Source organism: Ruegeria sp. J8 (assembly GCF_056531925.1).
In genome coordinates this window covers 158,317-183,222 of sequence record NZ_JBQFMR010000006.1, presented here as the reverse complement: position 1 = coordinate 183,222, position 24,906 = coordinate 158,317, and the positions used below count along the sequence as shown (strand labels likewise).

The following is a 24,906-nucleotide window of genomic DNA, read 5'->3' as shown; positions in this document are numbered from 1 at the left end:
CGCCAAAAAAGCAGCTGGCCTCCAAATCATGCCTGGCAATCTCGGCCGCTAAGTCCGGTTACACTGCAGTCTCCGAAGGTTTTTCAATGCTCGCTCATCACGCGAAATCATCCAAAGCGAGAGGTATGTTCGTTCATAATACTGGCTGGCGACCCCGGCAGGATTCGAACCTGCAACCTGCCCCTTAGGAGGGGGCTGCTCTATCCAGTTGAGCCACGGGGCCGCGCAAGCCTCTCTCTAGCTTGGTTTTTCGGGGTTGTCATGGGCTTTGATGGGCAGTTGAAAATTGCGCCCTGTTCACGCTACCATTCTTCAAAACAACGACGCAGGTGCCCTCGTGACAACAGAAACAAAACGCCCGCTTACCCTTCGTGATGTCTCAGAAGCGTCGGGGGTGTCAGAGATGACGGTCAGCCGGGTTCTGCGCAACCGGGGCGATGTGTCCGATGCAACCCGCACCCGCGTTCTGGCTGCGGCGAAAGAGTTGGGGTACGTGCCCAACAAAATCGCGGGCGCGCTGGCCTCTAGCCGGGTGAATCTGGTGGCAGTGATCATCCCCTCGCTGTCGAACATGGTCTTCCCCGAGGTGCTGACAGGGATCAACCAGGTGCTGGAAGATACCGAGTTGCAGCCTGTTGTCGGCGTCACGGATTATCTGCCCGAGAAAGAAGAAAAAGTACTGTACGAGATGCTCTCGTGGCGACCTTCGGGCGTGATCATTGCAGGGCTGGAACATACAGAGGCAGCCCGCGCGATGTTGGATTCTGCGGGGATTCCGGTTGTTGAAATCATGGATACCGACGGTAAGCCCGTAGATGCGATGGTGGGTATTTCCCATCGGCGTGCAGGGCGCGAGATGGCGCAGGCGATCCTGAAGGCGGGGTATGAACATATCGGATTTATGGGCACCAAGATGCCGCTGGACCACCGCGCCCGCAAACGGTTCGAAGGCTTCACTGAAGTGCTGGGCAAGAACGGAATCGAGATTGAAGACCGCGAGTTCTATTCAGGTGGTTCGGCTCTGGCCAAGGGCCGCGAGATGACGCAAACAATGCTGGAACGCTCACCCGAGCTAGATTTTCTGTACTATTCCAACGACATGATCGGCGCGGGCGGGTTGCTATACCTGCTGGATCAGGGCATCGACGTGCCAGGGCAGATCGGGCTGGCCGGGTTCAACAATGTCGAACTGTTGCAGGGCCTGCCACGCAAGCTGGCCACGATGGATGCCTGCCGGCTTGAGATCGGGCGCAAAGCTGCCGAAATCATCGCCTCGCAACTGGCTGATCCAGAGGCTGACGTTGAAACCCGTGTGACCCTGACCCCCAAGATCAGCTTTGGCGACACTCTGAAGCGGCGCTGACGCCGTGGCGTTGCGACGGCTGGACAACCGCGCAGCGCGGGCGCTGTTCATGGATCGGCACGCATTGCTGGAACGGCCCTCGGGCAATGCCAAGGGTGCGGGCCTGCTGGAGTTGATCCAGCGTCTGGGCTTTGTGCAACTGGACAGCATCAACACCGTCGCACGCGCCCATGACATGATCCTGTTCTCGCGCAGGCCCAGCTATCGGGCGCGCAACCTCAGTCGGCTGTATGAACAAGATCGTGCCCTGTTTGAGCACTGGACCCATGACGCCGCCGTAATTCCGATGGCGTTCTACCCCCATTGGCACCTGCGGTTTCAACGTGACGCAGCCCTGTTGAAATCGCGCTGGAGGAACTGGCGGCGGGATGGTTTCGAGCAACAGTTTGAATCGGTGCTGACCCATATCCGCAACCACGGGCCAGTTTCGTCCTCGGATGTCGGCAAGGACGAGAAAAAAGGCTCGGGCGGATGGTGGGACTGGCACCCCTCGAAAACGGCGCTGGAATTCCTGTGGCGGTCCGGCGCACTGGCCGTTGTGGGCCGTCAGGGGTTTCAGAAGCGCTATGATCTGACTGAGCGGGTGATCGAAACCCATCTTTGTCCTGGCAACCTGCCTTGTGACGCAGAGCAGACCATCGACTGGTTGTGCAACGCCGCGCTGGACCGATTGGGCTTTGCGACATCCGGGGAACTGGCTGCATTCTGGGATACGGTCAGCGCGTCTGAGGCTCGGGAATGGGTCAAACAGGCTCTAATCAAAGGCCATGCCGAGGAAATCGAAGTCACTTGCGCCGACGGGCGCGCGCGCAAAGTGATAACACGGCCAGAATGGCCCGATCCAACAAACCTGCCCCCGGCCCCTGGTCGGATGCGGGTTCTCAGCCCGTTTGATCCAATGTTACGGGATCGCAACCGGGCTGAGCGACTGTTTGATTTTCACTATCGGATCGAGGTTTTCGTGCCTGCCCCCAAACGCAAATATGGCTATTACGTCTTTCCCCTGCTTGAAGGGGACAGGATGGTGGGTCGGATCGATATGAAAGCTCATCGGGATCAGGATGTCCTGCGCGTCACCGCGCTGTGGCCGGAACGTGGCGTGCGTTGGACGGATGCGCGCACCCGACGCCTTGAGGCCGAGTTGGACAGAGTGCGCAGATTTACCGGTCTGACGCGGATCGAGTTTGTCGGTGAATGGCTGAAAGACCCTGTTTAAGATCTATTCTGCCTCAGTTAGCGTTAGGCGGATTGGATGCAGCCCGTCAATGCCGCCCTCCAGCACGTCGCCTGCCTGAACTGGTCCTACCCCTGCCGGTGTTCCGGTCATGATCAAATCACCTGGGCGCAGATGGTAGTAACCGGAAAGATGGCCGATGATCTCGTCGATCTTCCAGATCAGCTCATGCAGTGTGGCATCCTGACGGGTTTCGCCGTTGACTTTAAGATGGATCCGCTTGTCATCGCTGGGCGACCAGTCCGTGGCGCGGGTCAGAGGGGCAAACACCGAGCCGTTTTCTAGGTCCTTGCCCAAATCCCAAGGGCGCTGCTTGTTCCGCTCCCGGATTTGCAGGTCACGCCGCGTCATATCCAGCGCGCATCCATAGGCATAGACCGCCTCGGTCGCTTGGGATTTCGACGCTTGAAACACGGGCGCACCAATGGCGACCGCCAATTCCATCTCATGATGGAAATTCTCAGTTCCCGGTGGATATGGCACGGTTGCGCCGGTCAGGATCGCGTTTGCCGCGGATTTGGTGAAATAGAACGGTGCCTCACGATCCACTTCATGGCCCATCTCTGCGGCATGGGCGGCATAATTGCGCCCAACGCAGAATATCCGGCCAACAGGATAGGGGGTGGAAAGCCGCTGAACCGGTATAACAACCGGCTTGGGCAGGGAAAACAAAGTATCGGCCATATGAGTCTCGGGTCTGCTTGGTTTCGGGCATATTAGGCGACCCCACGCGCAGGGCAAGCAGATGACTGCCGTCAACTCAACCCGGTTCACAATCCGGTTTCACATCTTGGAAATCCGCCGAGATAGGCTAGATTATGCGTATAAACGCATGACATCAATACGATGCGCCTGAGCGCCGCGCTATGGGATGGGCGGGTCTCGCGCAACACAAGATCACCGCACTAACACATTTGCGGTAGACTAGTTTCGGATCGCCTCGGTCAGAGGCTACTCACCCAAGGGTCTCAGGACCGTACGTACACCTTATTCTAGGTTGACAGGTTATCCGAAACACAAGCCGATCGCCCGGATCGTCCCGGGGCATCTGCTTGTGGGCCAGACACGCAGTCCAGTCTTGGTCTGGCCAACCCCGCCAGAGGGCGCCCCCCATACCTCTGGCGGGACTGCGTTTTTTGAGGTCAGGATTTCAGATCGTGCAGGTCGTTCAACAAGTCCAGCAAAGCCTCATGGCGCTCGGGGCCAAGTTGGATGCGAATGCCTTCGGCCTCTTGCAGGATGAGGTTGATATTGTCCTGGATGATCTTATCCCCAGCTGCCGTGATCTCTACAATCTGGCGGCGTTTGTCGACAGGGTGCACGTGTCGAAGGATCAGCCCTTTGGCCTCAAGCTTCTGCAGGATGCGGGTCAGGCTGGGCAGAAGAAGACAGGCTCGCTCGGCGATATGGGTTGGTTCTTGCGGGCCATCTTCCTTGAGAACACGCAACACACGCCATTGTTGCTCGGTCACGCCGACATCCGCCAACATGCGACGGATCGGCCCCATGACCCTTTCACGCGCCCGAAGCAGCGCAATCGGCAAAGAGCGGGAAGTCAGTGGCAAATCTCTGGACATATGAAATCTTGAACGAAATTCCCAAAAACTGCAACCAAACTCAATAATTAAGATGATTGAATTTATTTGCAAACTCCACTCTAGACGAAAAGTTCGCAACCCTTTTTTCGGCGATTTGGATTGACCTTTTTCGCCCGATAGCCACCACTGGCATCGCGGGTTTTCCGACGAAAACCCGAAGATGGTACATCACATGGGGCAGGAAATGGATTGGGATTCCTTTGCAGAGTGGGGCGAGAAAGCCGCCAGATGGGCGCAGGACTATCACCAAACCGTCAAAGATAAGCCAGTACGCGCGCAGACCGAGCCAGGCGACATCCTGAATGCCTTGCCAGAACTTCCGCCCGAGCAAGCGCAGCCTATCGAGGACATCTTTCAGGACTTCGAACAGATCGTCATGCCGGGCATCACACATTGGCAACATCCCCGGTTTTTCGCATATTTCAACGCAAACACTTCTCCGCCCTCGGTGCTGGCCGAGTTTCTGACCAGCGCGATCGCAGCGCAATGCATGCTGTGGCAGACTTCACCCGCGGCGACCGAGATGGAAACGCGGATGATGGAATGGCTGCGTCTCGCGCTGGACCTGCCCACAGGGTTCGCCGGCGTGATCCAGGACTCCGCCTCATCCGCGACGCTGGCTGCGGTGCTGACCATGCGCGAAAAGGCCCTGTCGTGGCAGGGCAATCAACAGGGGCTGTTTGCACAGAAACCCTTGCGCGTTTATTGCTCGGCCGAGGTGCATACCTCGATTGACCGGGCGATCTGGGTCGCAGGGATCGGGCAGCAGAATTTGGTGCGCGTCCTGACCAAAGGTGACTGGCGCGGCATGGATCCTGTGGCGTTGGAACAGGCGATTCAATCTGATTTAGACTCCGGTTTGCATCCGGCGGGGGTCATTCTGTCGGTTGGCGGCACCAGTGTCGGCGGTACCGACCCGGTCGAAGAATGCCTGAAGGTCGCCGCCAAATACGGGCTCTACACCCATGTAGATGCGGCGTGGGCGGGGTCGGCGATGATCTGCCCGGAATACCGCCACTATTGGCAGGGGGTCGAGCGCGCCGATAGCATCGTGTTCAACCCGCATAAATGGCTGGGCGTCCAATTCGACTGCTGCGCGCATTTTCTGAAAAACCCTGAAGATCTGGTGCAGACCTTGGCGATCAGCCCAGAATTTCTGAAAACCCACGGCAAGGACGGGATCATCAACTATTCGGAATGGTCGGTGCCTTTGGGGCGGCGATTCCGGGCGCTGAAGCTTTGGTTCGTGATCCGCGCCTATGGGCTTGAGGGGTTGCGCACCCGACTGCGCAATCATGTAAACTGGTCTGTGGACTTGCATGACCGTCTGGCCACCGAGCCGGATTTCGAAATCACCACGAAACCGATGTGGTCGCTATGGACCTTTCGTTATGCCCCGGACGGTGCGGTTGATCTGGACGATCTGAACCTGCGGCTTGTAAACGCCATCAATGACGACGGTCGTATTTACCTGACCCAAACCCGAGTGGACGGCAACCTGACCATCCGGTTCCAAGCCGGACAGTTTGAAACGACCGAAGATGATGTACGCGTGGCCTACGATGTCATCACCGAAATCGCCCGCTCTCTGACCTAAAGGATTGATCATGCCCGCACCGTTAAATTCGTTCAAACAGGCTCTAATAAACGGTGAAAGGTTGATCGGCTGCTGGACCAGTTTTGCCGAGGCCGTCACCGCCGAGATCATGGGAAGCGCCGGGTTCGACTGGCTAGTCATCGATGGCGAGCACGCGCCCAACGATATCCGGTCTATCCGGGATCAGTTGATGGCCCTGTCCGCCAGCCCGACCCATCCTGTGGTTCGTGTCCCGGTTGGGGATGCCGCATTGATCAAGATGGTGCTGGATGCGGGGTCGCAAACAATTCTGGTGCCGATGGTCGAAAGCGCCGAACAGGCAAGGGACCTGGTGCGTGCCTGCCGCTATCCGCCCGAAGGCGTGCGCGGCGTCGGCGCCATGGCCTCGCGCGCGACGATGTATGGGACGATCCCGGACTACATTCCCACCGCAGATGCCCAGATCTGCCTGCTGGTTCAGGTTGAAAACCGCGCGGGTCTGGCCGCCTTGGACGATATTCTGAAGGTCGACGGTATTGATGGGGTCTTTATTGGCCCAGCCGATCTGTCCACCGACATGGGCTATCAGGGCAACAGTGCCGCGCCCGAGGTGCGGGCGGCGATTGCGGATGCGATTGCGCGAACGCGTGCAGCAGGCAAAGCCCCGGGGATTCTGGGAGTTACGGACGAGTCGTCTCAGGCATTTCAGGACATGGGCGCGCAGTTTCAGGCGGTTGGCATAGACGTGATGCTACTGACGCAAGCCGCGCGGGCGCTTTCAGCCAAGTGGAAAGCGAAGTAACCCTTCAGCCCTGCATCGCAGCCGTCGCCTGTGCATAGCCGCCCGAAGCACCATCCACGAAGTGCACGTGGTCGTCGCGGGTGGCCGACGGCACAAAACAGGTCATCATCGCCTCATCCTGCGCATGCAGGCCGTATTTGATCTTTCCCTGGCCACGCGCCTGCTCCAGCATCGTGCGAATTTGCGCCAGCGTGGCCGGGTCGCAATCCAGCGTCATTTTCAGCCCGTCATCAAACTTGCGAAAATCCGCGTTGCTGCTGACCATGTTGCGATAGTGGACAGGCTCGAAATTTCCCAGCGGCTTGCCGCGCCGGAACAAAAGCGCGATCAGCAGGTTTTGGACCAACAGAAGCAGCTTTTGCACAGCTACATTCCGCCCAGCCCGTGAAACATGCGCGTCCAGATCCAAACCCGGAGGTGGCCAGCGCATTGGCGGTCCCCCGACCGGGACGGGATGGCCCGCCCGTTCCAACTCTTCCGAGGCACGCAGCACCGATTGCGCCAGATCGGCAAAATCGCTCTCGGTAGCCTGCGCCGTGGGTTCGACCACCAAAGACACGATCTGCCCGTTCTGCGACCGTACATTCGACCATCGACAGGACAAGCCGTTCAAATCCGGCAGCGCGCCCGGCCCGGACGGATCGACGGAAGACGACCCGGATTTCATCTGCGTCTCGGCCCAGGCCAGCCCGCCGCCCGAGAACATGGCGTAATTCACCCCGCTGGACGGGGCATAGCGGGCGACTCGCAACTCTTTCCCCGCCTGCCGGATTTCGGCGACCGTCGTCAATGCGGCGCGCAACTTGATCCCAAACTCATCCTCGGCCCAGCGGCGCAGGTCTGCCAGTGCTTGCCGCGCATCATCCATCGCACTTGCGGGCACGGCGAATCCGGCCCCGTCGCCGCCAAACACATAGGGAAACTCGGCGCCTTTCATGGCGTTGATCATGGCCGAAATCACAGCCGCGCCAACCATATTCACCGTCTTATAGCGGCCTTTGGCGATCTCAGCCGTCGAGTCGACAATGTCCGCAACCCCCACAACCCAATCATCAGGCAGCGCCGAGAACTGCGCGGGATCGGTCAGCCGTGAAAAATCGCGCAAAAGGGGTAGGCTGTCATAGAAGGCGGCCTGGGCGTCTTTCATGAATACCTCGGTCTCAAATCATGATTTAACATAGCCCGAATGCGGCCCAAGTCCCGCGAAATCGTCAAGACACACGTGCTTGTGCGCAGCGGTGTCCCGTGCCAAGCATGTCCGGTCAGATGATGGCAAAAGGGGCATTTCATGAAGGCAGGTTTGGTCGTGTTGTGTCTGGGCTATGTGCTCAGCCAGTTTTTTCGTGCCTTTTTGGCCGTACTCAGCGTCGATCTGGGTCGTGATATCGGCGCCACGCCAGAGGACCTCGCTTTTGCCTCGGGCCTTTGGTTTCTGGTCTTTGCCGCCATGCAACTCCCGGTTGGCTGGGCGCTGGATCGGGTCGGGCCGCGGCTGACCTCGACCGTTTTGTTGCTGGTCGGTGGCGCAGGCGGCGCACTGATCTTTGCCGTGGCCAGCACGCCTTTTCATGTCGCCGTGGCCATGGGGCTGATCGGAGTGGGATGCTCGCCGATCCTGATGGCCTCGTACTTTATCTTCGCCCGTGAATACCCTCCGGCCCGTTTTGCCACGCTGGCCGCCCTGATGCTGGGTGTTGGGTCGGTTGGCAATTTGGTCGCCTCCTACCCCACTGCGCTGGCCGTTGAGCTGATGGGTTGGCGCGCTACGATGGTCACTTTGGCCCTGTTTTCGGGCGTGATCGCCATCGGCATTCTGTTCACAGTTCATGATCCCAAACGCGTTGAAACCGACCACAAGGGATCGGTTCTGGATCTGCTGAAGCAGCCCGCACTCTGGGCCATCTTGCCCCTGATGTTGGTGGCCTATGCACCGTCGGCTGCGACCCGCGGCCTTTGGGCCGGACCATATCTGAGTGATATCTTCGCCCTCAGCACCACACAGATCGGAACCGCCACTCTGATCATGGGCGCGTCGATGATTGCGGGCACCTTCGCTTATGGGCCGCTTGACCGGATATTGGGGACGCGGAAATGGGTGATCTTTGGCGGCAATGCGCTGGGCGTGGTCGCCCTGACCCTGTTGTGTCTGTGGATCGACAATGCGGTCTGGCTATCGGTGGTACTCATCTCGGTCATCGGGTTCACCGGGGCCAGCTTTCCGGTCATCATGGCCCATGGCCGCGCCTTTGTTCCTCCACACCTGGTGGGCCGAGGCGTGACCCTGCTGAACCTGTTCGGGATCGGAGGTGTCGGCCTTGCCCAATTTGTCACCGGCCGCGTCCATGCGGCCACGGTGGACATCAGCCCCTCTGCGCCCTACACAGCGATATTCGGCTTTTTTGCCATCTCGCTTGCCATTGGCTGCGTGATCTATCTATTCAGCCGGGACAGCGTCGACTGAAGCTGACCTCGACAGGAGACCTCATGTCCGACCCGCGCGTCATTGCCCCTAATCTCAAACGCAGGCTTTCGGGCGTGACGGCGACGATTGCGCGGTTGGTGCCACTGCAGGTGCAATGGATCGACATTGCAGCCACCGGTCCGGGCCTGCCGGACGATATCCCACATATCCCGCTTGGCCGCCTGCCCTTTCTGTCGCGTAGAACGCTGCGCGTCTGGCACGCGCGTCGCAATACCGAGATGCTGTTGGGCCTGTTCCTGCGCAACATCCTGCGGTTGCGACTGAAACTGCTGTTCACCAGCGCGTCGCAACGGGCGCATACGGGCTATACCAAATGGCTGATCGACAAGATGGACGCCGTGGTCGCCACCTCGCGCAAAACCGCCGGGTATCTGGATCGGGATGCACAGGTGATCATGCATGGCATCAACCTGCAGGATTTTACCCCGCCCGAGGATAAAGCGGCCGTGCGCGCCCGGTTGGGCCTGCCTGATGGCCTGCTGCTGGGCTGCTATGGCCGCATCCGCCACCAGAAGGGTACTGACGCCTTTGTGGATGCAATGATCGACCTGTGTGGCCGCTTTGACGATGTGCATGGCATCGTCATGGGTCGCGCTACGGAACAACACACCACCTTTCTGTCCGAATTGAAAGACAAGGTCGCGGTGGCGGGCCTGTCCGACCGCATCCTCTTCATGCCCGAGGTTACAGTCGACCAGATCGCCGAATGGTATCAGGTTCTGGACCTTTTCATCGCGCCCCAGCGGTGGGAAGGCTTCGGCCTGACCCCGTTGGAGGCGATGGCCTGCGGCGTGCCCGTCGTGGCCACCGATGTCGGTGCGTTCTCTGAGATCGTGACCGATCCGTCACTGGGCCATGTGGTGGAGCCCGGCAATATCCCGACCTTGGCCGATGCCGCCGCCCGGATGCTGGAAAACCGCGATTCCCTTGCGCAATCCGGCCTCGCCGCCCGTACGCATGTCGAGCAGAATTTCGACATCCATCGCGAAGCAAAGACCCTTGTCGCCCTCTACGAGCGGCTTTTGACCGACACCTGAGGCGATGCGCCGCGTCAAATCGGTGTCATCGGGCGGAATCCGACCCAAAAACCCTTTTTTCTTTGCCGCAACGCAGCTATGAACGCGCGTCCTTAACTTTGGAGACATGAAATGGGCTATCGCGTCGTTGTCGCCGGCGCCACGGGTAACGTGGGCCGCGAAATGCTGAACATTCTGGCGGAACGCCAGTTCCCCGTCGATGAACTTGCCGTGCTGGCAAGCCGTCGTTCGCTGGGCACCGAAGTAAGCTTTGGCGACAAGACACTGACGACCCAGGACATCGACACCTTCGACTTCACCGGCTGGGACATGGCGCTGTTCGCCATCGGCTCGGACGCAACCAAAGTCTACGCGCCCAAGGCGGCTGCGGCGGGTTGTGTGGTGATCGATAACTCGTCGCTCTATCGCTACGACCCCGACATTCCGCTGATCGTGCCGGAATGTAACCCGCAGGCGATCCACGACTATAAGAACAAGAACATCATCGCCAACCCCAACTGCTCGACCGCGCAAATGGTTGTCGCTCTGAAGCCGCTGCATGACCGCGCCAAGATCAAGCGCGTTGTCGTCTCGACCTATCAGTCGGTCTCGGGCGCGGGCAAAGAGGGCATGGATGAGCTGTGGGATCAGACCAAAGCGGTCTACAACCCCACAACCGAGGTTGAACCCAAGAAGTTCCAGAAGCAGATCGCCTTCAACGTCATCCCGCAGATCGACGTCTTCATGGAAGACGGCTCGACCAAGGAAGAGTGGAAGATGGTGGTCGAGACCAAAAAGATCGTCGATCCGTCGATCAAGGTCACAGCCACCTGCGTCCGCGTTCCCGTGTTCGTCGGCCATTCCGAGGCCGTGAATATCGAGTTCGAGGAATTCCTGGACGAGGACGAAGCCCGCGACATCCTGCGCGAGGCCCCCGGCATCATGGTGATCGACAAGCGCGAACCCGGCGGCTACGTCTCGCCCATCGAATGCGCGGGTGACTTCGCCACCTTCATCAGCCGCATCCGTCAGGATTCGACAATCGAGAACGGCATCAACCTGTGGTGCGTGTCCGATAACCTGCGCAAAGGCGCAGCCCTGAATGCGGTGCAGATTGCTGAGTTGCTGGGCCGTGAGGTTCTGAAAAAGGGCTAAGGTCAGTCTGCTGTCACAGAGAAACCCCGCTGTCGATGCAGCGGGGTTTTTTGTTCCGACGCACCGTTTGCGCCACAGAACCCCAACAGGGCAGCGGACTAAACCCCAACCGTCATCGACTCCGGCCGCCTTCAAAGCTGAGACGAGACGTTCCGAGAGGAAAAAATTCTGGGCGTTTTTTGATCAATCCAGATGTCTGGGCCACCCAGCGCCTCGGGGGCAACGACCAATTTGTGCTCCCACCCCGACCTTGGTGTGAACCTTTTCCCGGATCTATTGTTCATTGGAGCCGTCAGATCACCCTCGGGCCCCAACGCCAAGTAGTTCCCCATCGACCGTTTATTGCACACATTCAGGATGTAGTACGGCTCATCCGTGGTTGCATGTCCCGCCGGGGCCTGCAATCTGATCTAGTGGAAATAGGTTTCGCCCAGATCGAACTGTTCCAGAACCGTTTTGGCCGAATCCGACAGCACCGGCAGACCGCCTCCGTTCATGAAGCTCGGAGCAGGATTGCCGTCCTGCGAGCCATAGTACCAGACATCACCGACTTCGGCGTCGGTCAACCGCTCTCCTTTACGGACTTTCTCGTAAGTCCCGTCAAACAACTTGTCATATTTTTCTTGAACATCTTTGGATTGGGCGGCCAACCAATGCCGTTCATATTCCCTCCGCGTCATCGGAGTTACGCCGGACTTGTTGTTCCAAGTCGTAGAAATCCAGACATGGGAATCCCGCCCCGAAGGGTCATTTTCATCAATCATTTTCGCCGCCAAATTGCTTAACTTTGCACATAAAACATCAAGCTAACTTAGCGACTTGCACCATGTGCGCAAAGAACAAAGCTTTTTGCGCGGGATCAATTCGCACAGTAAAATTCGGGCCAGTCCGGAAACCGACCCGAAAAAATGATCAGGACACAGCCTGTTCAGCCACGATCTCACCAAAGCGGGTGAAGAACTTGCCCGACAGTTTTTTGGCCGTTCCGGCAATCAGACGGCTGCCCAGCTGAGCGATCTTGCCGCCGACATCGACCTTGGCGGTATAGGCCAGAACTGTCTCGGCCCCATCCTCGGTCAGCGTAACCTCGGCACCGCCCTTGGCGAACCCGGCTGCACCGCCTTTACCTTCTCCGGTCAGGGAAAACCCGCCCGGAGCGTTGGAGTTGTCCAAGGTGACCTGCCCGGCAAACTTGGCTTTGACCGGACCGATTTTCAGAACCACCTTGGCCTCAAGATCCTCGGGCGAGTTCTGGATCAGCTCTTCGCAACCGGGAATGCACTCCTGCAAAATCTCGGGCGTATTCAGCGCCTTGTAAACCACGTCGCGCGGGGCGGCGATGCGGATTTCGTCACTCAGTTCCATTCATGTTTCCTTTGTTCAACAACACTTGGGAAAGACCAGAAGGGCGGTTTCGGTCGCCTGTTCCGGTGTTTGTATCGGGCGCGCAGGCCACAGACTTTTAAGCCAGTTTTTCATCTTCAGTGACCTCCGTCGATTTATCCGTGTTCCGCCACATCACGATCTCGGCCAGGATCGACAGGGCAATTTCGTGCGGATCAATGGCTTGAATGTCCAGCCCGGCTGGGGATTTCAGACGCGCCGCGCGGGCTGGGTCCAAACCCTGTCCAATCAGCTTTTCCATGAGTGTTTCAGCTTTGCGGCGGCTGGCCACCATCGACACCCGCGCGGCTTGCGTGTTCAGCGCGGCCCCAAGGGCTGCGCCGTCTCCTTGACCTTGCGAGGCCACGACAACAAAGTCGCGCGCCTCGATACCCAAGTCTTCGACCGTCTCGGGCGTGCTGCTCGTCACCCGAAACCCAGCCAGCGTCCCGTGGTCGCCCAGCGCCTTGGCAATCAACGAGGTGCCAAAGATCACTAATCTTGGCGCGTGCTGATACGGTTCAACCAGCAAATCCACCGTCCCGCCCGAGGGGCAACCGCTTTTGAAGGTTTGCACGCCATCCGGGTCCGTCATATCGACCACCTTGTCCGAGGGTTTCACGCGGATCATCTGCGGCGCACCGCTGGTCAGCGCTTGTGTCGCTGAACTGCGCACCGCGCGCTGCACACAGGCACCACCCAGATGGCCCAAAATTCGCCCGTCGCGGGTAATGGCCGCCTTGCCCCCCGCCTTGGCCGAGGTCGCATCCGCTGTCCGCAACACCGTGGCGACACAGAACGGCTCACCGGTTTGGCGCAGGGTTTCGATCGTGTCGAATATGTCGAAATTTGCCATATCAGACTCCTTTCACAACTTGCGAAACTGCGGCTCAAGCGCTGCCAGCGCCTCGAGCGTGTTGGCAGGCAAATGCGCGTCCAAATGGGGTTCGGCCGCCTGCATCGCCGCTGCGATGGGTTGGTAGTCTTTCCATCCCTTCAGCGGATTCAGCCAAACGATCCGCCGGACCTTGCGCCGGATGCGCGCCAGGACTGCGCCCAGCGCTTGCGGGTCGGAACTGCAATAGCCGTCTGACAGGATCAGCACGATGGTCCGCCCGTTCAAAGCACGCGCGCCATAGCCGTTCAGAAAGCTCTCTAGGCTCCCTGAAATGTCGGTGCCGCCGCCAAACCCCTCAGCCATCAAGGACAACCGCCCAGCCGCGCGGATAGAGTCGTGATCGCGCAAAGCGTCTGTGACCCGCATCAGGCGCGTGTGGAACAGATAAGCATCCGCTTCGGTCCCACTGCCAATCAGGCCTTTGAGAAAGGCCAGAAACACCCGCGAATACACAGTCATCGACCCGCTGACATCACACAGCGCCACGATCCGCATAGGACGCGGCGGTTTCGCCCGTCGGTACAGGTCCATCGGCTCACCCCCACGCGCCAGGCTGGCGCGCTGGATCCGTCTCATGTCCAGTGCTGGCCCGCGCAATGCCCGTTTCCGCCGACGCGAGCGTCGATCCCGAATGGCGCGTGCCAAAGTCATTGCAGCCTTTTCGGCCTCCATCAGAGCCTGTTCATCCATCAGCTCCCGCAAATCCCTGCGCGATAGATTGGTGGTGCGCGTTGCGACGAGCTGGCCGTCTTTGCCTTCTGCTTCACCGTCACCCGAATCCGGCGACCCATCCTGATCCGAGCCATTTCCGGCCTCGGTTTCCGTTTGCGTTTCCTGCTGCCAGATCATCGGTTTTGCCGACTGCACCCGCACATGGCTGGTTTCCGCCACACCGCCCCGCTGTTTGCCGGTGTTGAACCAATAGGCATCAAACAGATCGTCGAACCGACGCCAATCATCAGCATCTCCCGTCAACAAAACGCACAGAGCCTGCCTTGCCTGCCGCGCATCCGTCGCGCGTACCGCGGTCAAGGCGGCCAATGCATCGCCTGTCTCAGCCGGACCAACCCGCAATCCGTTCGATCGCAAATGCGTAATGAAGCCAGACATCCGATCTGCCAACCCATCGGCCCGAGAAGGAAACCGCGTGACCTGCATCACGCTACCTTCCCGATCAACCGGTCCATCACCTCGGGCGGGGCGGCGTCATAGTCGGCGGCGGTTTTCAACAAGCACACAAGCGTTGCCTGCACAGCGTCGCGCGATTGCGCCATGTCGCTGACGCCCAAACCTGACAGCGCCGCAGCCCAATCCAACATCTCTGCAATGCCCGGCGTCTTTTCCAAATCTTCCTTGCGCAACGCCTGTACGACCTCAATGATCTGTCGCGCCAGCACGCCTTCGACCTCGGGCATCCGCGCCCGAAGGATCGCCATTTCAACCTCTTTCGAGGGGTAATCAAGGAAACTGTAAAAACACCGCCGCCGCAAAGCATCTGACAAATCCCGTGTCCCATTGGCGGTCAGGATCACAATGGGCCGAGTCTTTGCCACGACCGTCCCAAGCTCAGGGATGGTGATTTGAAAGTCAGACAGGATTTCCAGCAAATATGCTTCGAATTCCTCATCCGCCCGATCAATCTCATCAATCAACAAAACCGGAGGAGCATCCTGTGAAATAGCCTCTAACAAAGGCCGTTTCAGCAAATACGTATCGGAAAACAACTGCGCCTCGCCAACTCCTCCCTGCGCCTCCGACGCCCGGATCGCCAGCAGTTGCCGCTGATAGTTCCACTCATAAATCGCGTGACTGGAATCCAGCCCTTCATAGCACTGCAACCGGATCAATCTGGCATCCCGCCAAGCCGCCATCGCCTTGGCCACCTCGGTTTTACCAACTCCTGCCGGCCCTTCCAGCAGCAAAGGTCGCCCCAGCGCCTGCGCCAAATGCAACGCCATCGCCAACCGATCATCAGCAACATAACCTTGCGCGGCCAATCCGTTCTGCACATCACTCAAAGTCAAAACCAGGATCCATTCTTCATCTGGCCAAAAATATCCCGGGGGTCCAAGGGGGCAGAGCCCCCTTGCTTAGTCGGACCGGCTCAGGCCGGTCCGAACCCATTCACCCGTGCATCCCCAACCCATTTGCGATCTTCCAGATCCGCCAATGATCATGCGGCATATGGCTCTGCACCAACCCAAAGGGCCGGAACGCATCATGCACCGCGTTCGAGAAACAGGGCACACCACCCACATTGGGGCTTTCCCCAACACCCTTCGCGCCAATCGGATGGTGCGGGGACGGCGTCACCGTATAGTCGGTGATATAGTTCGGCGTCTCCCACGCGGTCGGCAGGAAGAAGTCCATCAGCGTGCCGGTCTTCACATTGCCCATCTCGTCGTAGGCAATCTCCTGCCCCATCGCGATGGCCAACGCCTCGGTCACGCCGCCATGAACCTGCCCGTCGATGATCATCGGGTTGATCCGCGTGCCGCAATCGTCCAGCGCATAGAACTTGCGAACGTCCCACTCGCCGGTGTCGACGTCGATCTCCATGACGCAGATATAGGCCCCGAACGGGTAGGTCATATTCGGCGGGTCATAGTAGCTCACAGCCTCAAGACCTGGCTCCAAGCCAGGGATCGCCTGATTATAGGCAGCAAAGGCGATTTCCTTCATGGTCTTGAACCGCTCGGGCGCACCTTTGACCGCAAACCGGTCCACATCCCATTCAACATCGTCGTCGTGGACCTCCAGCAAATAGGCCGCAATCATCTGCGCCTTGGCACGGATTTTGCGCGCGGCCATTGCCGTTGCCGCACCTGCAACAGGCGTCGACCGAGACCCGTAAGTTCCCAGACCATACGGAGCGGTGTCGGTATCGCCTTCCTCCAGCGTGATGTCATCGGCAGGCAACCCGATCTCACTGGCAATGATCTGCGCAAAGGTCGTCGCGTGACCCTGACCCTGAGAGATTGTCCCCAGCCGAGCAATAGCGGACCCGGTCGGGTGGATGCGGATTTCGCAACTGTCGAACATGCCAAGCCCGAGGATATCGCAGTTCTTCACCGGTCCGGCCCCAACGATTTCCGTGAAATGCGTCAGACCAATGCCCAGCAGTTTGCGAGTCTTACCGGCTTTGAACTCCTCAACCCGCTGCGCCTGTTCGGCCCGCAGACCTTCGTAATCCACCGCTTTCAGCGCCTTGTCCCAAGCGGTGTGATAGTCGCCCGAGTCATATTCCCAGCCCAGTGCGGACTGATAGGGGAACTGATCGGCCTTGATGAAGTTGATCCGGCGCAGCTCGGCCGCGTCCATGTTCAGCTTGATGGCCAGAACCTCGATCATCCGTTCGATGAAATAGGCCGCCTCGGTCACACGGAAGGAACAGCGATAGGCTACCCCGCCCGGAGCCTTGTTGGTATAAACCCCATCCACGGCCAGATAAGCGGTCGGTATGTCATAGGACCCGGTACAGATGTTCATGAACCCCGCCGGGAACTTGGTTGGATCGGCACAGGCGTCAAACCCGCCGTGATCCGCCGTCGTGTGACACCACAGACCAGTGATCTTACCGTCCTTCGTTGCCGCGATTTTGCCCTGCATCCAGTAGTCGCGGGCAAAGGCGGTGGACATCAGATTCTCCATCCGGTCCTCGACCCACTTCACCGGCTTGCCGGTCACGATGGACGCCACGACCGAACAGACATAGCCCGCATAGGCCCCAACTTTGTTACCAAAGCCACCACCGATATCGGGGCTGATCACGCGAATATTGTGCTCGGCAATGCCCGAGATCAGCGACACCACCGTACGGATCGCGTGCGGGGCTTGGAACGTACCGTAGAGAGTCAGCTTGCCGGTCACCTTGTCCATGCTGGCCACGGACCCGCAGGTCTCAAGCGGACACGGATGGGTCCGGTGGTAATAGACCATCTCTTCAGCCACCACATCGGCCTCGGCCAGAATAGCCTCGGTCGCGTCTTTGTCGCCCTGTTCCCAGGTGAAGATGTGGTTGTGATGCTTGCGCGGCCCGTGCGCACCTTCGGTCTGACCCTCAAGGTCTTCACGCAGGACCACATCGGATTTCAGCGCCTCGAACGGGTCGGTCAGAACAGGAAGTTCCTCGTATTCAACCTCGACCAGTTCCGCAGCATCCGCCGCGATATAGCGATCCTCGGCCACAACGAAAGCGACCTCCTGACCTTGGAACAGCACTTTGCCATCGGCCAGCACCATCTGCTTGTCACCCGCCAGTGTCGGCATCCAATGCAAGCCCAGCGGCGACAAGTCTTCGGCAGTCAGAACAGCGATCACGCCGGGCAGCGCCAGCGCGGCCTCTTTGTTCACGCTGACAACGCGGGCATGTGCGTAGGGGGAGCGCACAAAGTCGCCGAACAGCATGCCATCTAGCTTGATGTCATCGACATAATTGCCCTTGCCTTGGGTAAAACGCACATCCTCGACGCGTTTGCGCGAGCTGCCCATGCCTTTGAGATTGGCGGCGCGTTCTTCGGGGGTCAGTGTCTGGTCGTTCATTCCGCAGCCTCCTTCTGAGCGTTCAGCATGTCAGCCGAGGCCGAGATCGCTTTGACGATATTCTGATAGCCGGTGCAGCGGCACAGGTTACCGGCCATGCCAAAGCGGATTTCTTCCTCGGTCGGGTTCGGGTTTTCCTGCAGCAGACGATGCGCGCGAGTGATCATGCCCGGCGTGCAGAAACCGCATTGCAGCCCGTGATGTTCGCGGAACATCTCCTGCAACACACCAAGGCTACCATCATCGTTGGTAAGCCCTTCGACCGTGGTGATATCGGCGCCGTTCACCTGCGCCACGAAGGTGGTGCAGGACTTGACAGACTTGCCATCGATATCAACGGTGCAAGCGCCGCAGTGGCTGGTTTCGCACCCGATGTGAGGGCCAGTGATTTTCAGATCTTCCCGCAGGAAGTGGATCAACAGCGTGCGTGGCTCGGCCAGACCTTCGACCTCTTTGCCGTTCACGGTGAGTTTGACGTGCATTTTTGACATGGGTTCTCCTCCCCTCAACCCGCGCGGCTTTGTGCGCGGTCGATGGCGCGGCGCAGCATGACGCCTGCCACATGTTTCTTGAATTCGACGGGGCCGCGATTGTCGGCCACGGGCTCGATCGCATCCAGCATCGCGGCAACGCAGCCATTCACATCGCCATCGGCCAGTGCAGCACTTGCGCTTTCGGACCACACAGGCGTGTCAGCCAGATTGGTCATCGCGACCGAGGCCGTTCCGTTACCCACCATCACAGCAGCCGCAGCCGTGGCGTAGTCGCCAATCTTGCGCTTTTGCTTTTCATAGGCCTGACCGACACCCGCGCCGGGCACCGGGATCGAGATGCGGGTCAGGATTTCCTCATCTTCGCGAGCGGTGAAATACGCGGCCTCGTAAAACTCACGCGCGGCGACGCTGCGATTGCCATCGGGACCGGACAGATCAAACGTGGCATTCAGGCATTGCATCAACCCCGGCATGTCATTGCCCGGATCACCATTGGCCACATTTCCACCCACAGTGCCTACATAGCGCACCTGCGGATCAGCGATCTGCAACGCGGCCTCGCGGATCAGCGGAATGGCAGCGGCCAGACCGTCATGAGTGATCAACTCTTGCTGCGTGACCATCGCACCCAAGGTGACGGTGTCGGACCCGACCTCAATGCCCTTGAGTTCTTCAATGGCCTGAAGATCGACCAGATGGCCCATCTCGGCCATGCGCAGCTTCATCATCGGAATCAGGCTGTGCCCGCCCGCGATCACGCGCGCCTCGTCTCCGTGTTCTTGTAGAATGCCGATGGCCGAGGCGATGTCGCCTGGCCGGTGATACTCAAAACCGGCTGGTATCATAATTTTCCTCCCTGGGTCCGAAGCAATATGCCTTGGGGTACCTGCACTCAGAAAAGAACGGTCACATCAGGGGTTCCAGCCAAGGGGAACGGGGCGCGTAGCTTGTTTCACGAAACGCGAATAGGCTGCACGAGTTGCGATCAGAGACCCAGCGCGTCGCGAATGTCGGACAGGCGCGACCGGCTGACCGGCACCTTAGTCAACGCATCCACACCGTCGAAATAACACGTGCCATTGTCCTTGTGACGTTCGAACCCCGAGACATGTTTGGGGTTCACCAGATAGCTGCGATGGGCACGCAAAAAGCCATCGGGGGTCAGGCGGGTTTCGGCCTCGGTTATGGACCAGGGGCAAAACAATTTCTCGGCCCCGATATAAAGAACGGTGTAATGCCCCTCGGCCCGGATTGCGGCGATCTCGGTCGGGGCGGCGAAAAAGGTCTGGCCCTCGCGCTCAAACGGGATGCCCGCCCGCAGAGTCGCGGGTTCGGGGCTGAGTGGAGCAGGCGCCGCAACTGCGGCAGGTTCAAGAAAGCTAACGCCGGTCAATAGGAATGCACCGCAGATCAAGAACACGGCCACCGTCACACCCATCGCCAGCACCTGATTGTTAAGCGCCGGACCGGCCCCCCCCGCGCTGTCGCTGGCCGTGAAATCCGTCAGGCCGGTGGCCACAAAATGCATGGTAAATACGGCCAAACCGAAACAGGCCGTTCCCAGCAAGATGTTACGCTGCGTGCGGTTGTCATAGGCCACCCAGATCGCCACGACCGATAGCACGACCGAGGCCAGCGTCGACAACAGCACGTCCCACGCGTTGTAGACCGGGCGACACAGTTCCATCCCAGCCATTCCGATATAGTGCATCACCACGATGCCCAGCCCGACGATCACGCCTGCGCCAATGATCGTCTGCACCGAACGTGGCCGGAAATGCAACAACAGTAGCGCTAGCCCGACCATCAGGATCGCCACAAGGGCCGAGATCAGCGTGATCAGCGCGTCATAGTAGAACAGGATTGGCAGTTGCAGCCCCAGCATGGCCACGAAATGCATCGACCAGATGCCGCCGCCCAGAACCACCGCTGCCAGCGCCACTATGATCTTGCGCTTCTGGTCGTCCAGCTTGGACGCGCCATGGGTCAGGTAAAGGCCGGTAAAGCCTGCCATCAGCGCCACGGCCAGTGAGGCCGCCACAAGCCAGGCGTTATGCGAATAGTCCAGCATCTTGGTCTGCAAGCCCTCCCCGACGCGAGGGCGACGTTAGCAAACGGATTTGATTGGGACAATTGGCTGTAGACGGCGAATATCAGTTTACTGGTCCACTATTGTGGCCATCTCTGTATAGGTTGGGTTTCGCTGACCGCCCCGACACTGAACCAATCGCTACCGACGTAAAGCTAGTGGTCCTTTTGCTATTGAATGACCGCGTTTTCCCACGCTGACAGGAACTTTTTTCGCTTTAGGTCATCCAAAAATGTCAGCAGTGACGGGTTTAATCCTATTGTTTCTCGGTCTGTTGCGCCGTTCTGCAACACCAGTGGAGGAAGCGAAGACGGGCTGTCCTGTGCTACTGTCTTTTCAGTAATCAAGTAGTTGATAAACGCTTCGGCTGCGTCCGGCTCCTGCGTTTCTTCAGACACTAACGCTGTCCGCATCATCGTTGTTTGAAAATCTGTCGGAAAAATCACTTCAAGCGCATCCTTGCGCTCGGCGCGGACAGCTGCGTAACTTCCAAGGACATTATAGGCTACCAGAATTTTTCCATCTGCCAGATCGTTTATCATTTCTCCCGAACAGCAATACAGTCGCACATCAAGACCACCCATGACCTCCATTAGCCGCCAATAGGTTTCCGAGGCGCGCGCATCTTGCGTAGCGAAAAGATAACCCAACCCGGATTCACGTACATCGTATGTGCCAACCTTGCCGCGAAATTCCTCCGGTCGCTCGCGCAGCGCCTCGATCAAACTCTGCCGGGTGTGCGGAATGTCCTGACCTTCAAACGCTTCGCGATTGATGACGATAGCAGCAGGTTCGGTCGTGAATGCAAACAAGCTTTGGTGCCACTGCGTCCAGTGCGGAGCCTCGATATCCTTAAGCGCCAGCGCAAAGCCATCATTCGCCAACTTCAGTTGCAGATCCATTGCGCTGGATACCACAATGTCGAAAGCGTCCGGCGACGCGCGAACGCGTCGGTCGATATCCGCCGTGCCCGAAACGAAGTATTCGACACTTATTGAGGGATTGCGCGCAACAAAGCCTTCTATCAATGGCGCGAAGAGAACTGTGTCAGTGCTCGAGATGATACGTAGGTGCGCGCCTTCTGCGCCATCATTGAAAACCAACTGGTCTTCCCAATCCTGCGCCCAAAGAAAACAGGGGAACGCAAGAAAAACTAAAGTGACAAGACTACGCATGCTCCCCCCGTAGGCTTATTATTCAAAACCAAGGTTCCGCCATGGGCCGTCGCCACATCCTGGGCAATGGTCAAACCCAAACCTGATCCAATCGTCCCAGCTGCATTCTTGCCGCGTTCGAACCTGCGCGTCAGCTGTTCAATCTCTTCTGCTGGAAAGCCCGGGCCCGAGTCGCTCACTTTGACTGCAACATCAGGTGTGGCGGTAACTTCGATATCGACCACGCTGTCAGCAGGCGCGTATTTTAGTGCATTGTCGATCATGTTGCGGACTGCATTCTGAATCAGAATGGGGTCGCCGGAATAGAGAACCTCAGTATCGCCTCTCAGAGAAAGCGAAAGTTCCTTCATTTCCGCAATCGGCGTCAAACGCTGCACAAGTTCCCGGATCAGTTCAACTAAATCGACATCTTCCCTCTCAAGATGATCGGCGCGGAAGGTGATCATGGCATGATCCAATAACTGTCCCGCAGCGCGCGAACTTTCATCTATCGCCCGAACCATCGCACGGAGTGCCTCTCGGTTTTCTTTCTTTTCAACTCTATGCAGAGTTGCCTCGGCATAGGACCGTACAGTCGCCAGCGGCGTGCGGACACGGTGGGCCGCTTCGGCAATAAAATCCTCTGACTGGCTGAGCGATTGATCCAAGCGCCCCATCAGTGAGTTCAGGGACAAGACAAGCGGCGCCATTTCCCGGGGCACCGGCTTCTTGAAGGGACTCAAATCCTGCGGCCCCCGTCTTGTGACCGAGGTTGTCAGTCGGTTTAGTTGGCCAATAGTGGTCGATGTGATCCAGAAAGAAAGCGCGGCAGTCAAAAGAAAGAAGCCAAGACCCAGAAATGCGGCATTGCGCGAAATCTGGTCCAAAGTCTGCGAAAGCGCATCCTGCGTCTGACCCAGCACGATTGCAATTTCCGTCTGCCTCCCCAACCCGACAAGCGTTCGACTTGCGCTGACCTGGCGAATGCGTTCCCCACGCAGTTCGCCCGACGTGAATAACCAATCACTTTGTCCGGACGCCCCTGCCAAAAGAAGATCTTCGTATCCCGATAAAAACGCACCGTCCTGATAAATGGCATAAAACACCCGGTCATCTGACGGGGTGGTCAACATCGAAAAGGCCGCGTAGGGAATATCCACTTCAAGCACCCCGTCCCTCAGCGCGGCGGCATCAAGAATTGATGTAACGGATGCTTCGAGGATGTTGTCCTGTCCCTGCTGCGCTACCTGAGCCGCATAGTTCCTGACTGCAAGGAACAACAAGACTGCCAGAACCGCCGCGCCACCAATCAAGGCCAGCACTAGCCTGTTGCGCAGTGACCCGGAAACCGTTGGATTAGCGGTCATGATCCAGCCTGTATCCCAGACCGCGCAAGGTCGTTATCTTTAAGTCCGACTTTTCAAGATGTTTGCGGAGCCGCCCCACATAGACCTCGATCGCGTTGTCCGAAACGCTGTCGTCGTAAGAGAACAACCGGTCGGCCAGCTTCTGTTTCGAGAATACATGACCAGGCGCGCTGATGAATAACTCCATCATGCGCAGTTCCCGATTTCGCAGCGAAAGGGTTTCTCCGGCGACGGTCAAATGTCCGGCCACCGGATCAAACACGACACCGCCGATCTCGATCGTGGACTTCGCGCTGCCGGATTTACGCCGCAGAACCGCGCGACAACGGGCCTCAAGCTCGGCATGATCAAACGGTTTGGTCACGTAGTCATCCGCCCCCAGATCAAGTGAACCGATTCGATCCGAAACCTGACTGCGCGCGGTTAAAACGATCACGGGTGTATCCAGTCGACTTGCCCGGTGTCGTTTCAGAAAGTCTCGCCCGTCCCCATCAGGAAGCATGATATCCAGCAGGATCAGGTCATATTCTTCGGTTTCGACAAAGGCGGTTGCGTCCTCCAAATTCGCTGCGTGATCAATGACATGACCGTCCAGTCGCATGCGCGAACTGACCGCGTTCGCGAGGTCCAGGTTGTCTTCGACAAGTAGAAATTTCATCAGGCTTTTTCAGTATTTTGCCGCGTGACAGGTTGATGTCAGGTTGGTGTGTTTTTGTTCCATCCAATCTGAGCCGCCATGCGGCCGGTTGTCAAACGGGAGGAAATCATGACAACGATTAAACTGGGCCGTCGCGCCCTAATCGCAGCTGTGGCCGCAATCGGCCTGACCGGCCCGACATTGGCCGAAGATCAAGTCGTGGACAGCATCCACTTTCTGATCCCCGGTGGTGCCGGTGGCGGTTGGGACGGAACTGCCCGCGGCACGGGTGAAGCCCTTACGAATGCGGGTCTTGTTGGCACTGCATCCTATGAGAACATGTCAGGTGGCGGCGGCGGTAAGGCCATCGGCTTTCTGATTGAAAACGCTGACAGCAATCACGGCACATTGATGGTGAACTCAACGCCCATCGTAATACGTTCGCTGACCGGTGTTTTCCCGCATAACTTCCGCGACCTGACTCTGGTTTCAGGCACCATCGGTGACTATGCGGCGATCGTCGTAGGCAAAGACAGCCCGATCAACTCGATGGACGATCTGTTGGCAGCTTTTGACGCTGATCCCTCGGCCACAGCAATTGGTGGTGGCTCGGTACCGGGCGGCATGGATCACTTGGTTGCAGCCATGGTCATGGAAGCCGCTGGAAAAGACGCTCTGGGCGTGAAGTACATTCCGTATGACGCAGGCGGTAAAGCCATGGCGGCGCTTCTGTCCGGTGAAATCGCGGCTCTGTCGACCGGTTTCTCAGAAGCAGTTGACCTGTCGAACGCGGGCGAAGTCAAAATCATCGGTGTCACATCGGAAGAACGCGTCGACGCTGCTCCTGATGCGATGACCATGAAGGAACAGGGTATTGATACCACCTTCGTCAACTGGCGCGGTTTCTTCGCAGCACCCGGCCTGCCGGAAGACAAGCTGGCGGCATATCAAGACGCAATCGCCAAGATGTACGACACTCCTGAATGGGAAGAAGTTCGGGCGCGTAACGGTTGGGTCAACATCCACAACTCGGGAGCTGACTTCCAGACGTTCCTTGAGCAGCAGGAACAGCAGATCGGTGATCTGATGAAGAAGCTGGGCTTCCTCTAACTGAAA

At 58.4% G+C, this 24,906-nt stretch carries 23 protein-coding genes and 1 tRNA gene; 8 read left to right on the top strand and 16 right to left on the bottom strand.

The window, feature by feature from the left end; genetic code table 11:
• Positions 1–146: 146 nt before the first annotated feature.
• Positions 147–223 (bottom strand) — tRNA-Arg (locus tag ACR0L1_RS14210).
• A 114-nt stretch (positions 224–337) separates the two neighbouring features.
• Between ACR0L1_RS14210 and ACR0L1_RS14205 the strand changes: the two genes are divergently transcribed.
• Both ACR0L1_RS14205 and ACR0L1_RS14200 read left to right on the top strand, forming a co-directional pair.
• Positions 338–1,363 carry a LacI family DNA-binding transcriptional regulator gene (locus tag ACR0L1_RS14205; RefSeq protein WP_170790159.1) on the top strand — a complete coding sequence of 342 codons (1,026 nt, stop codon included), beginning with the start codon at positions 338–340 and terminating at the stop codon, positions 1,361–1,363.
• Between the two features lie 4 nt (positions 1,364–1,367).
• On the top strand, positions 1,368–2,579 hold the full coding sequence (locus tag ACR0L1_RS14200; RefSeq protein WP_480859500.1) for a winged helix-turn-helix domain-containing protein: 1,212 nt from the start codon (positions 1,368–1,370) through the stop codon (positions 2,577–2,579).
• Positions 2,580–2,582: 3 nt separating this feature from the next.
• Here ACR0L1_RS14200 and ACR0L1_RS14195 read toward each other — a convergent pair whose 3' ends face one another.
• Positions 2,583–3,281 (bottom strand): fumarylacetoacetate hydrolase family protein, encoded by a 699-nt coding sequence (locus tag ACR0L1_RS14195; RefSeq protein WP_480859498.1) that lies wholly within the window; start codon positions 3,279–3,281, stop codon positions 2,583–2,585.
• A gap of 458 nt (positions 3,282–3,739) precedes the next feature.
• The gene (gene hpaR, locus ACR0L1_RS14190) at positions 3,740–4,174 is read right to left on the bottom strand and encodes a homoprotocatechuate degradation operon regulator HpaR (RefSeq protein ID WP_480504255.1); all 435 of its coding nucleotides are present in this window, start codon (positions 4,172–4,174) and stop codon (positions 3,740–3,742) included.
• A gap of 205 nt (positions 4,175–4,379) precedes the next feature.
• Here hpaR and ACR0L1_RS14185 point away from each other — a divergent pair, with 205 nt between their 5' ends.
• Positions 4,380–5,792 (top strand): pyridoxal phosphate-dependent decarboxylase family protein, encoded by a 1,413-nt coding sequence (locus ACR0L1_RS14185; RefSeq protein ID WP_480504272.1) that lies wholly within the window; start codon positions 4,380–4,382, stop codon positions 5,790–5,792.
• A 10-nt stretch (positions 5,793–5,802) separates the two neighbouring features.
• The gene (locus tag ACR0L1_RS14180) at positions 5,803–6,573 is read left to right on the top strand and encodes an HpcH/HpaI aldolase family protein (RefSeq protein ID WP_170786270.1); all 771 of its coding nucleotides are present in this window, start codon (positions 5,803–5,805) and stop codon (positions 6,571–6,573) included.
• A gap of 4 nt (positions 6,574–6,577) precedes the next feature.
• On the opposite strand, the gene ACR0L1_RS14175 is transcribed toward ACR0L1_RS14180, so the two are convergent.
• A complete protein-coding gene (locus ACR0L1_RS14175; RefSeq protein ID WP_480859497.1) occupies positions 6,578–7,720 on the bottom strand; it encodes a DUF3095 domain-containing protein in 1,143 nt (380 codons plus the stop codon).
• A 141-nt stretch (positions 7,721–7,861) separates the two neighbouring features.
• Between ACR0L1_RS14175 and ACR0L1_RS14170 the strand changes: the two genes are divergently transcribed.
• The 3 genes from ACR0L1_RS14170 (at position 7,862) to ACR0L1_RS14160 (ending at position 11,226) form a co-directional block, all read left to right on the top strand.
• On the top strand, positions 7,862–9,034 hold the full coding sequence (locus ACR0L1_RS14170; protein WP_170790163.1) for an MFS transporter: 1,173 nt from the start codon (positions 7,862–7,864) through the stop codon (positions 9,032–9,034).
• 23 nt (positions 9,035–9,057) lie between these two features.
• Positions 9,058–10,092: a glycosyltransferase family 4 protein gene (locus ACR0L1_RS14165; RefSeq protein ID WP_480859495.1), complete on the top strand. Its 1,035-nt coding sequence runs from the start codon at positions 9,058–9,060 to the stop codon at positions 10,090–10,092.
• A gap of 111 nt (positions 10,093–10,203) precedes the next feature.
• Complete coding sequence (locus tag ACR0L1_RS14160; RefSeq protein ID WP_170771216.1) at positions 10,204–11,226, top strand: aspartate-semialdehyde dehydrogenase; 1,023 nt, start codon at positions 10,204–10,206, stop codon at positions 11,224–11,226.
• A 410-nt stretch (positions 11,227–11,636) separates the two neighbouring features.
• Here the strand turns inward: ACR0L1_RS14160 and ACR0L1_RS14155 are convergent, their stop codons facing one another.
• The 12 genes from ACR0L1_RS14155 to ACR0L1_RS14100 form a co-directional block, all read right to left on the bottom strand.
• Positions 11,637–11,990 carry a hypothetical protein gene (locus tag ACR0L1_RS14155; RefSeq protein ID WP_480859494.1) on the bottom strand — a complete coding sequence of 118 codons (354 nt, stop codon included), beginning with the start codon at positions 11,988–11,990 and terminating at the stop codon, positions 11,637–11,639.
• A 148-nt stretch (positions 11,991–12,138) separates the two neighbouring features.
• Positions 12,139–12,591, bottom strand: coding sequence for an SRPBCC family protein (locus ACR0L1_RS14150; RefSeq protein WP_480504260.1), 453 nt, complete (start codon positions 12,589–12,591; stop codon positions 12,139–12,141).
• Between the two features lie 97 nt (positions 12,592–12,688).
• Complete coding sequence (locus ACR0L1_RS14145; RefSeq protein ID WP_480859491.1) at positions 12,689–13,465, bottom strand: XdhC family protein; 777 nt, start codon at positions 13,463–13,465, stop codon at positions 12,689–12,691.
• Positions 13,466–13,477: 12 nt separating this feature from the next.
• Complete coding sequence (locus ACR0L1_RS14140; protein WP_480859489.1) at positions 13,478–14,665, bottom strand: vWA domain-containing protein; 1,188 nt, start codon at positions 14,663–14,665, stop codon at positions 13,478–13,480.
• A complete protein-coding gene (locus tag ACR0L1_RS14135; RefSeq protein ID WP_480859488.1) occupies positions 14,665–15,531 on the bottom strand; it encodes an AAA family ATPase in 867 nt (288 codons plus the stop codon). Before ACR0L1_RS14135 ends, ACR0L1_RS14140 begins: the two co-directional genes overlap by 1 nt.
• A 100-nt stretch (positions 15,532–15,631) precedes the next feature.
• Complete coding sequence (locus tag ACR0L1_RS14130) at positions 15,632–18,049, bottom strand: aerobic carbon-monoxide dehydrogenase large subunit (RefSeq protein ID WP_170786254.1); 2,418 nt, start codon at positions 18,047–18,049, stop codon at positions 15,632–15,634.
• Entirely contained in the window at positions 18,046–18,540 is a 495-nt protein-coding gene (locus tag ACR0L1_RS14125; RefSeq protein ID WP_170355562.1) for a (2Fe-2S)-binding protein, read from the bottom strand. Before ACR0L1_RS14125 ends, ACR0L1_RS14130 begins: the two co-directional genes overlap by 4 nt.
• Positions 18,541–18,554: 14 nt before the next feature.
• Complete coding sequence (locus ACR0L1_RS14120; RefSeq protein WP_480859485.1) at positions 18,555–19,388, bottom strand: FAD binding domain-containing protein; 834 nt, start codon at positions 19,386–19,388, stop codon at positions 18,555–18,557.
• A gap of 140 nt (positions 19,389–19,528) precedes the next feature.
• Entirely contained in the window at positions 19,529–20,614 is a 1,086-nt protein-coding gene (locus ACR0L1_RS14115) for an MHYT domain-containing protein (RefSeq protein ID WP_170786549.1), read from the bottom strand.
• 188 nt (positions 20,615–20,802) lie between these two features.
• Complete coding sequence (locus ACR0L1_RS14110) at positions 20,803–21,807, bottom strand: ABC transporter substrate-binding protein (RefSeq protein WP_480859483.1); 1,005 nt, start codon at positions 21,805–21,807, stop codon at positions 20,803–20,805.
• Positions 21,786–23,153 (bottom strand): sensor histidine kinase, encoded by a 1,368-nt coding sequence (locus tag ACR0L1_RS14105; RefSeq protein WP_170790171.1) that lies wholly within the window; start codon positions 23,151–23,153, stop codon positions 21,786–21,788. The genes ACR0L1_RS14110 and ACR0L1_RS14105 overlap by 22 nt, the downstream gene beginning before the upstream one ends.
• The gene (locus ACR0L1_RS14100) at positions 23,143–23,811 is read right to left on the bottom strand and encodes a response regulator transcription factor (RefSeq protein ID WP_170771245.1); all 669 of its coding nucleotides are present in this window, start codon (positions 23,809–23,811) and stop codon (positions 23,143–23,145) included. Before ACR0L1_RS14100 ends, ACR0L1_RS14105 begins: the two co-directional genes overlap by 11 nt.
• A gap of 108 nt (positions 23,812–23,919) precedes the next feature.
• Here ACR0L1_RS14100 and ACR0L1_RS14095 point away from each other — a divergent pair, with 108 nt between their 5' ends.
• Entirely contained in the window at positions 23,920–24,900 is a 981-nt protein-coding gene (locus tag ACR0L1_RS14095) for a Bug family tripartite tricarboxylate transporter substrate binding protein (protein ID WP_170355568.1), read from the top strand.
• Positions 24,901–24,906 lie beyond the last annotated feature (6 nt).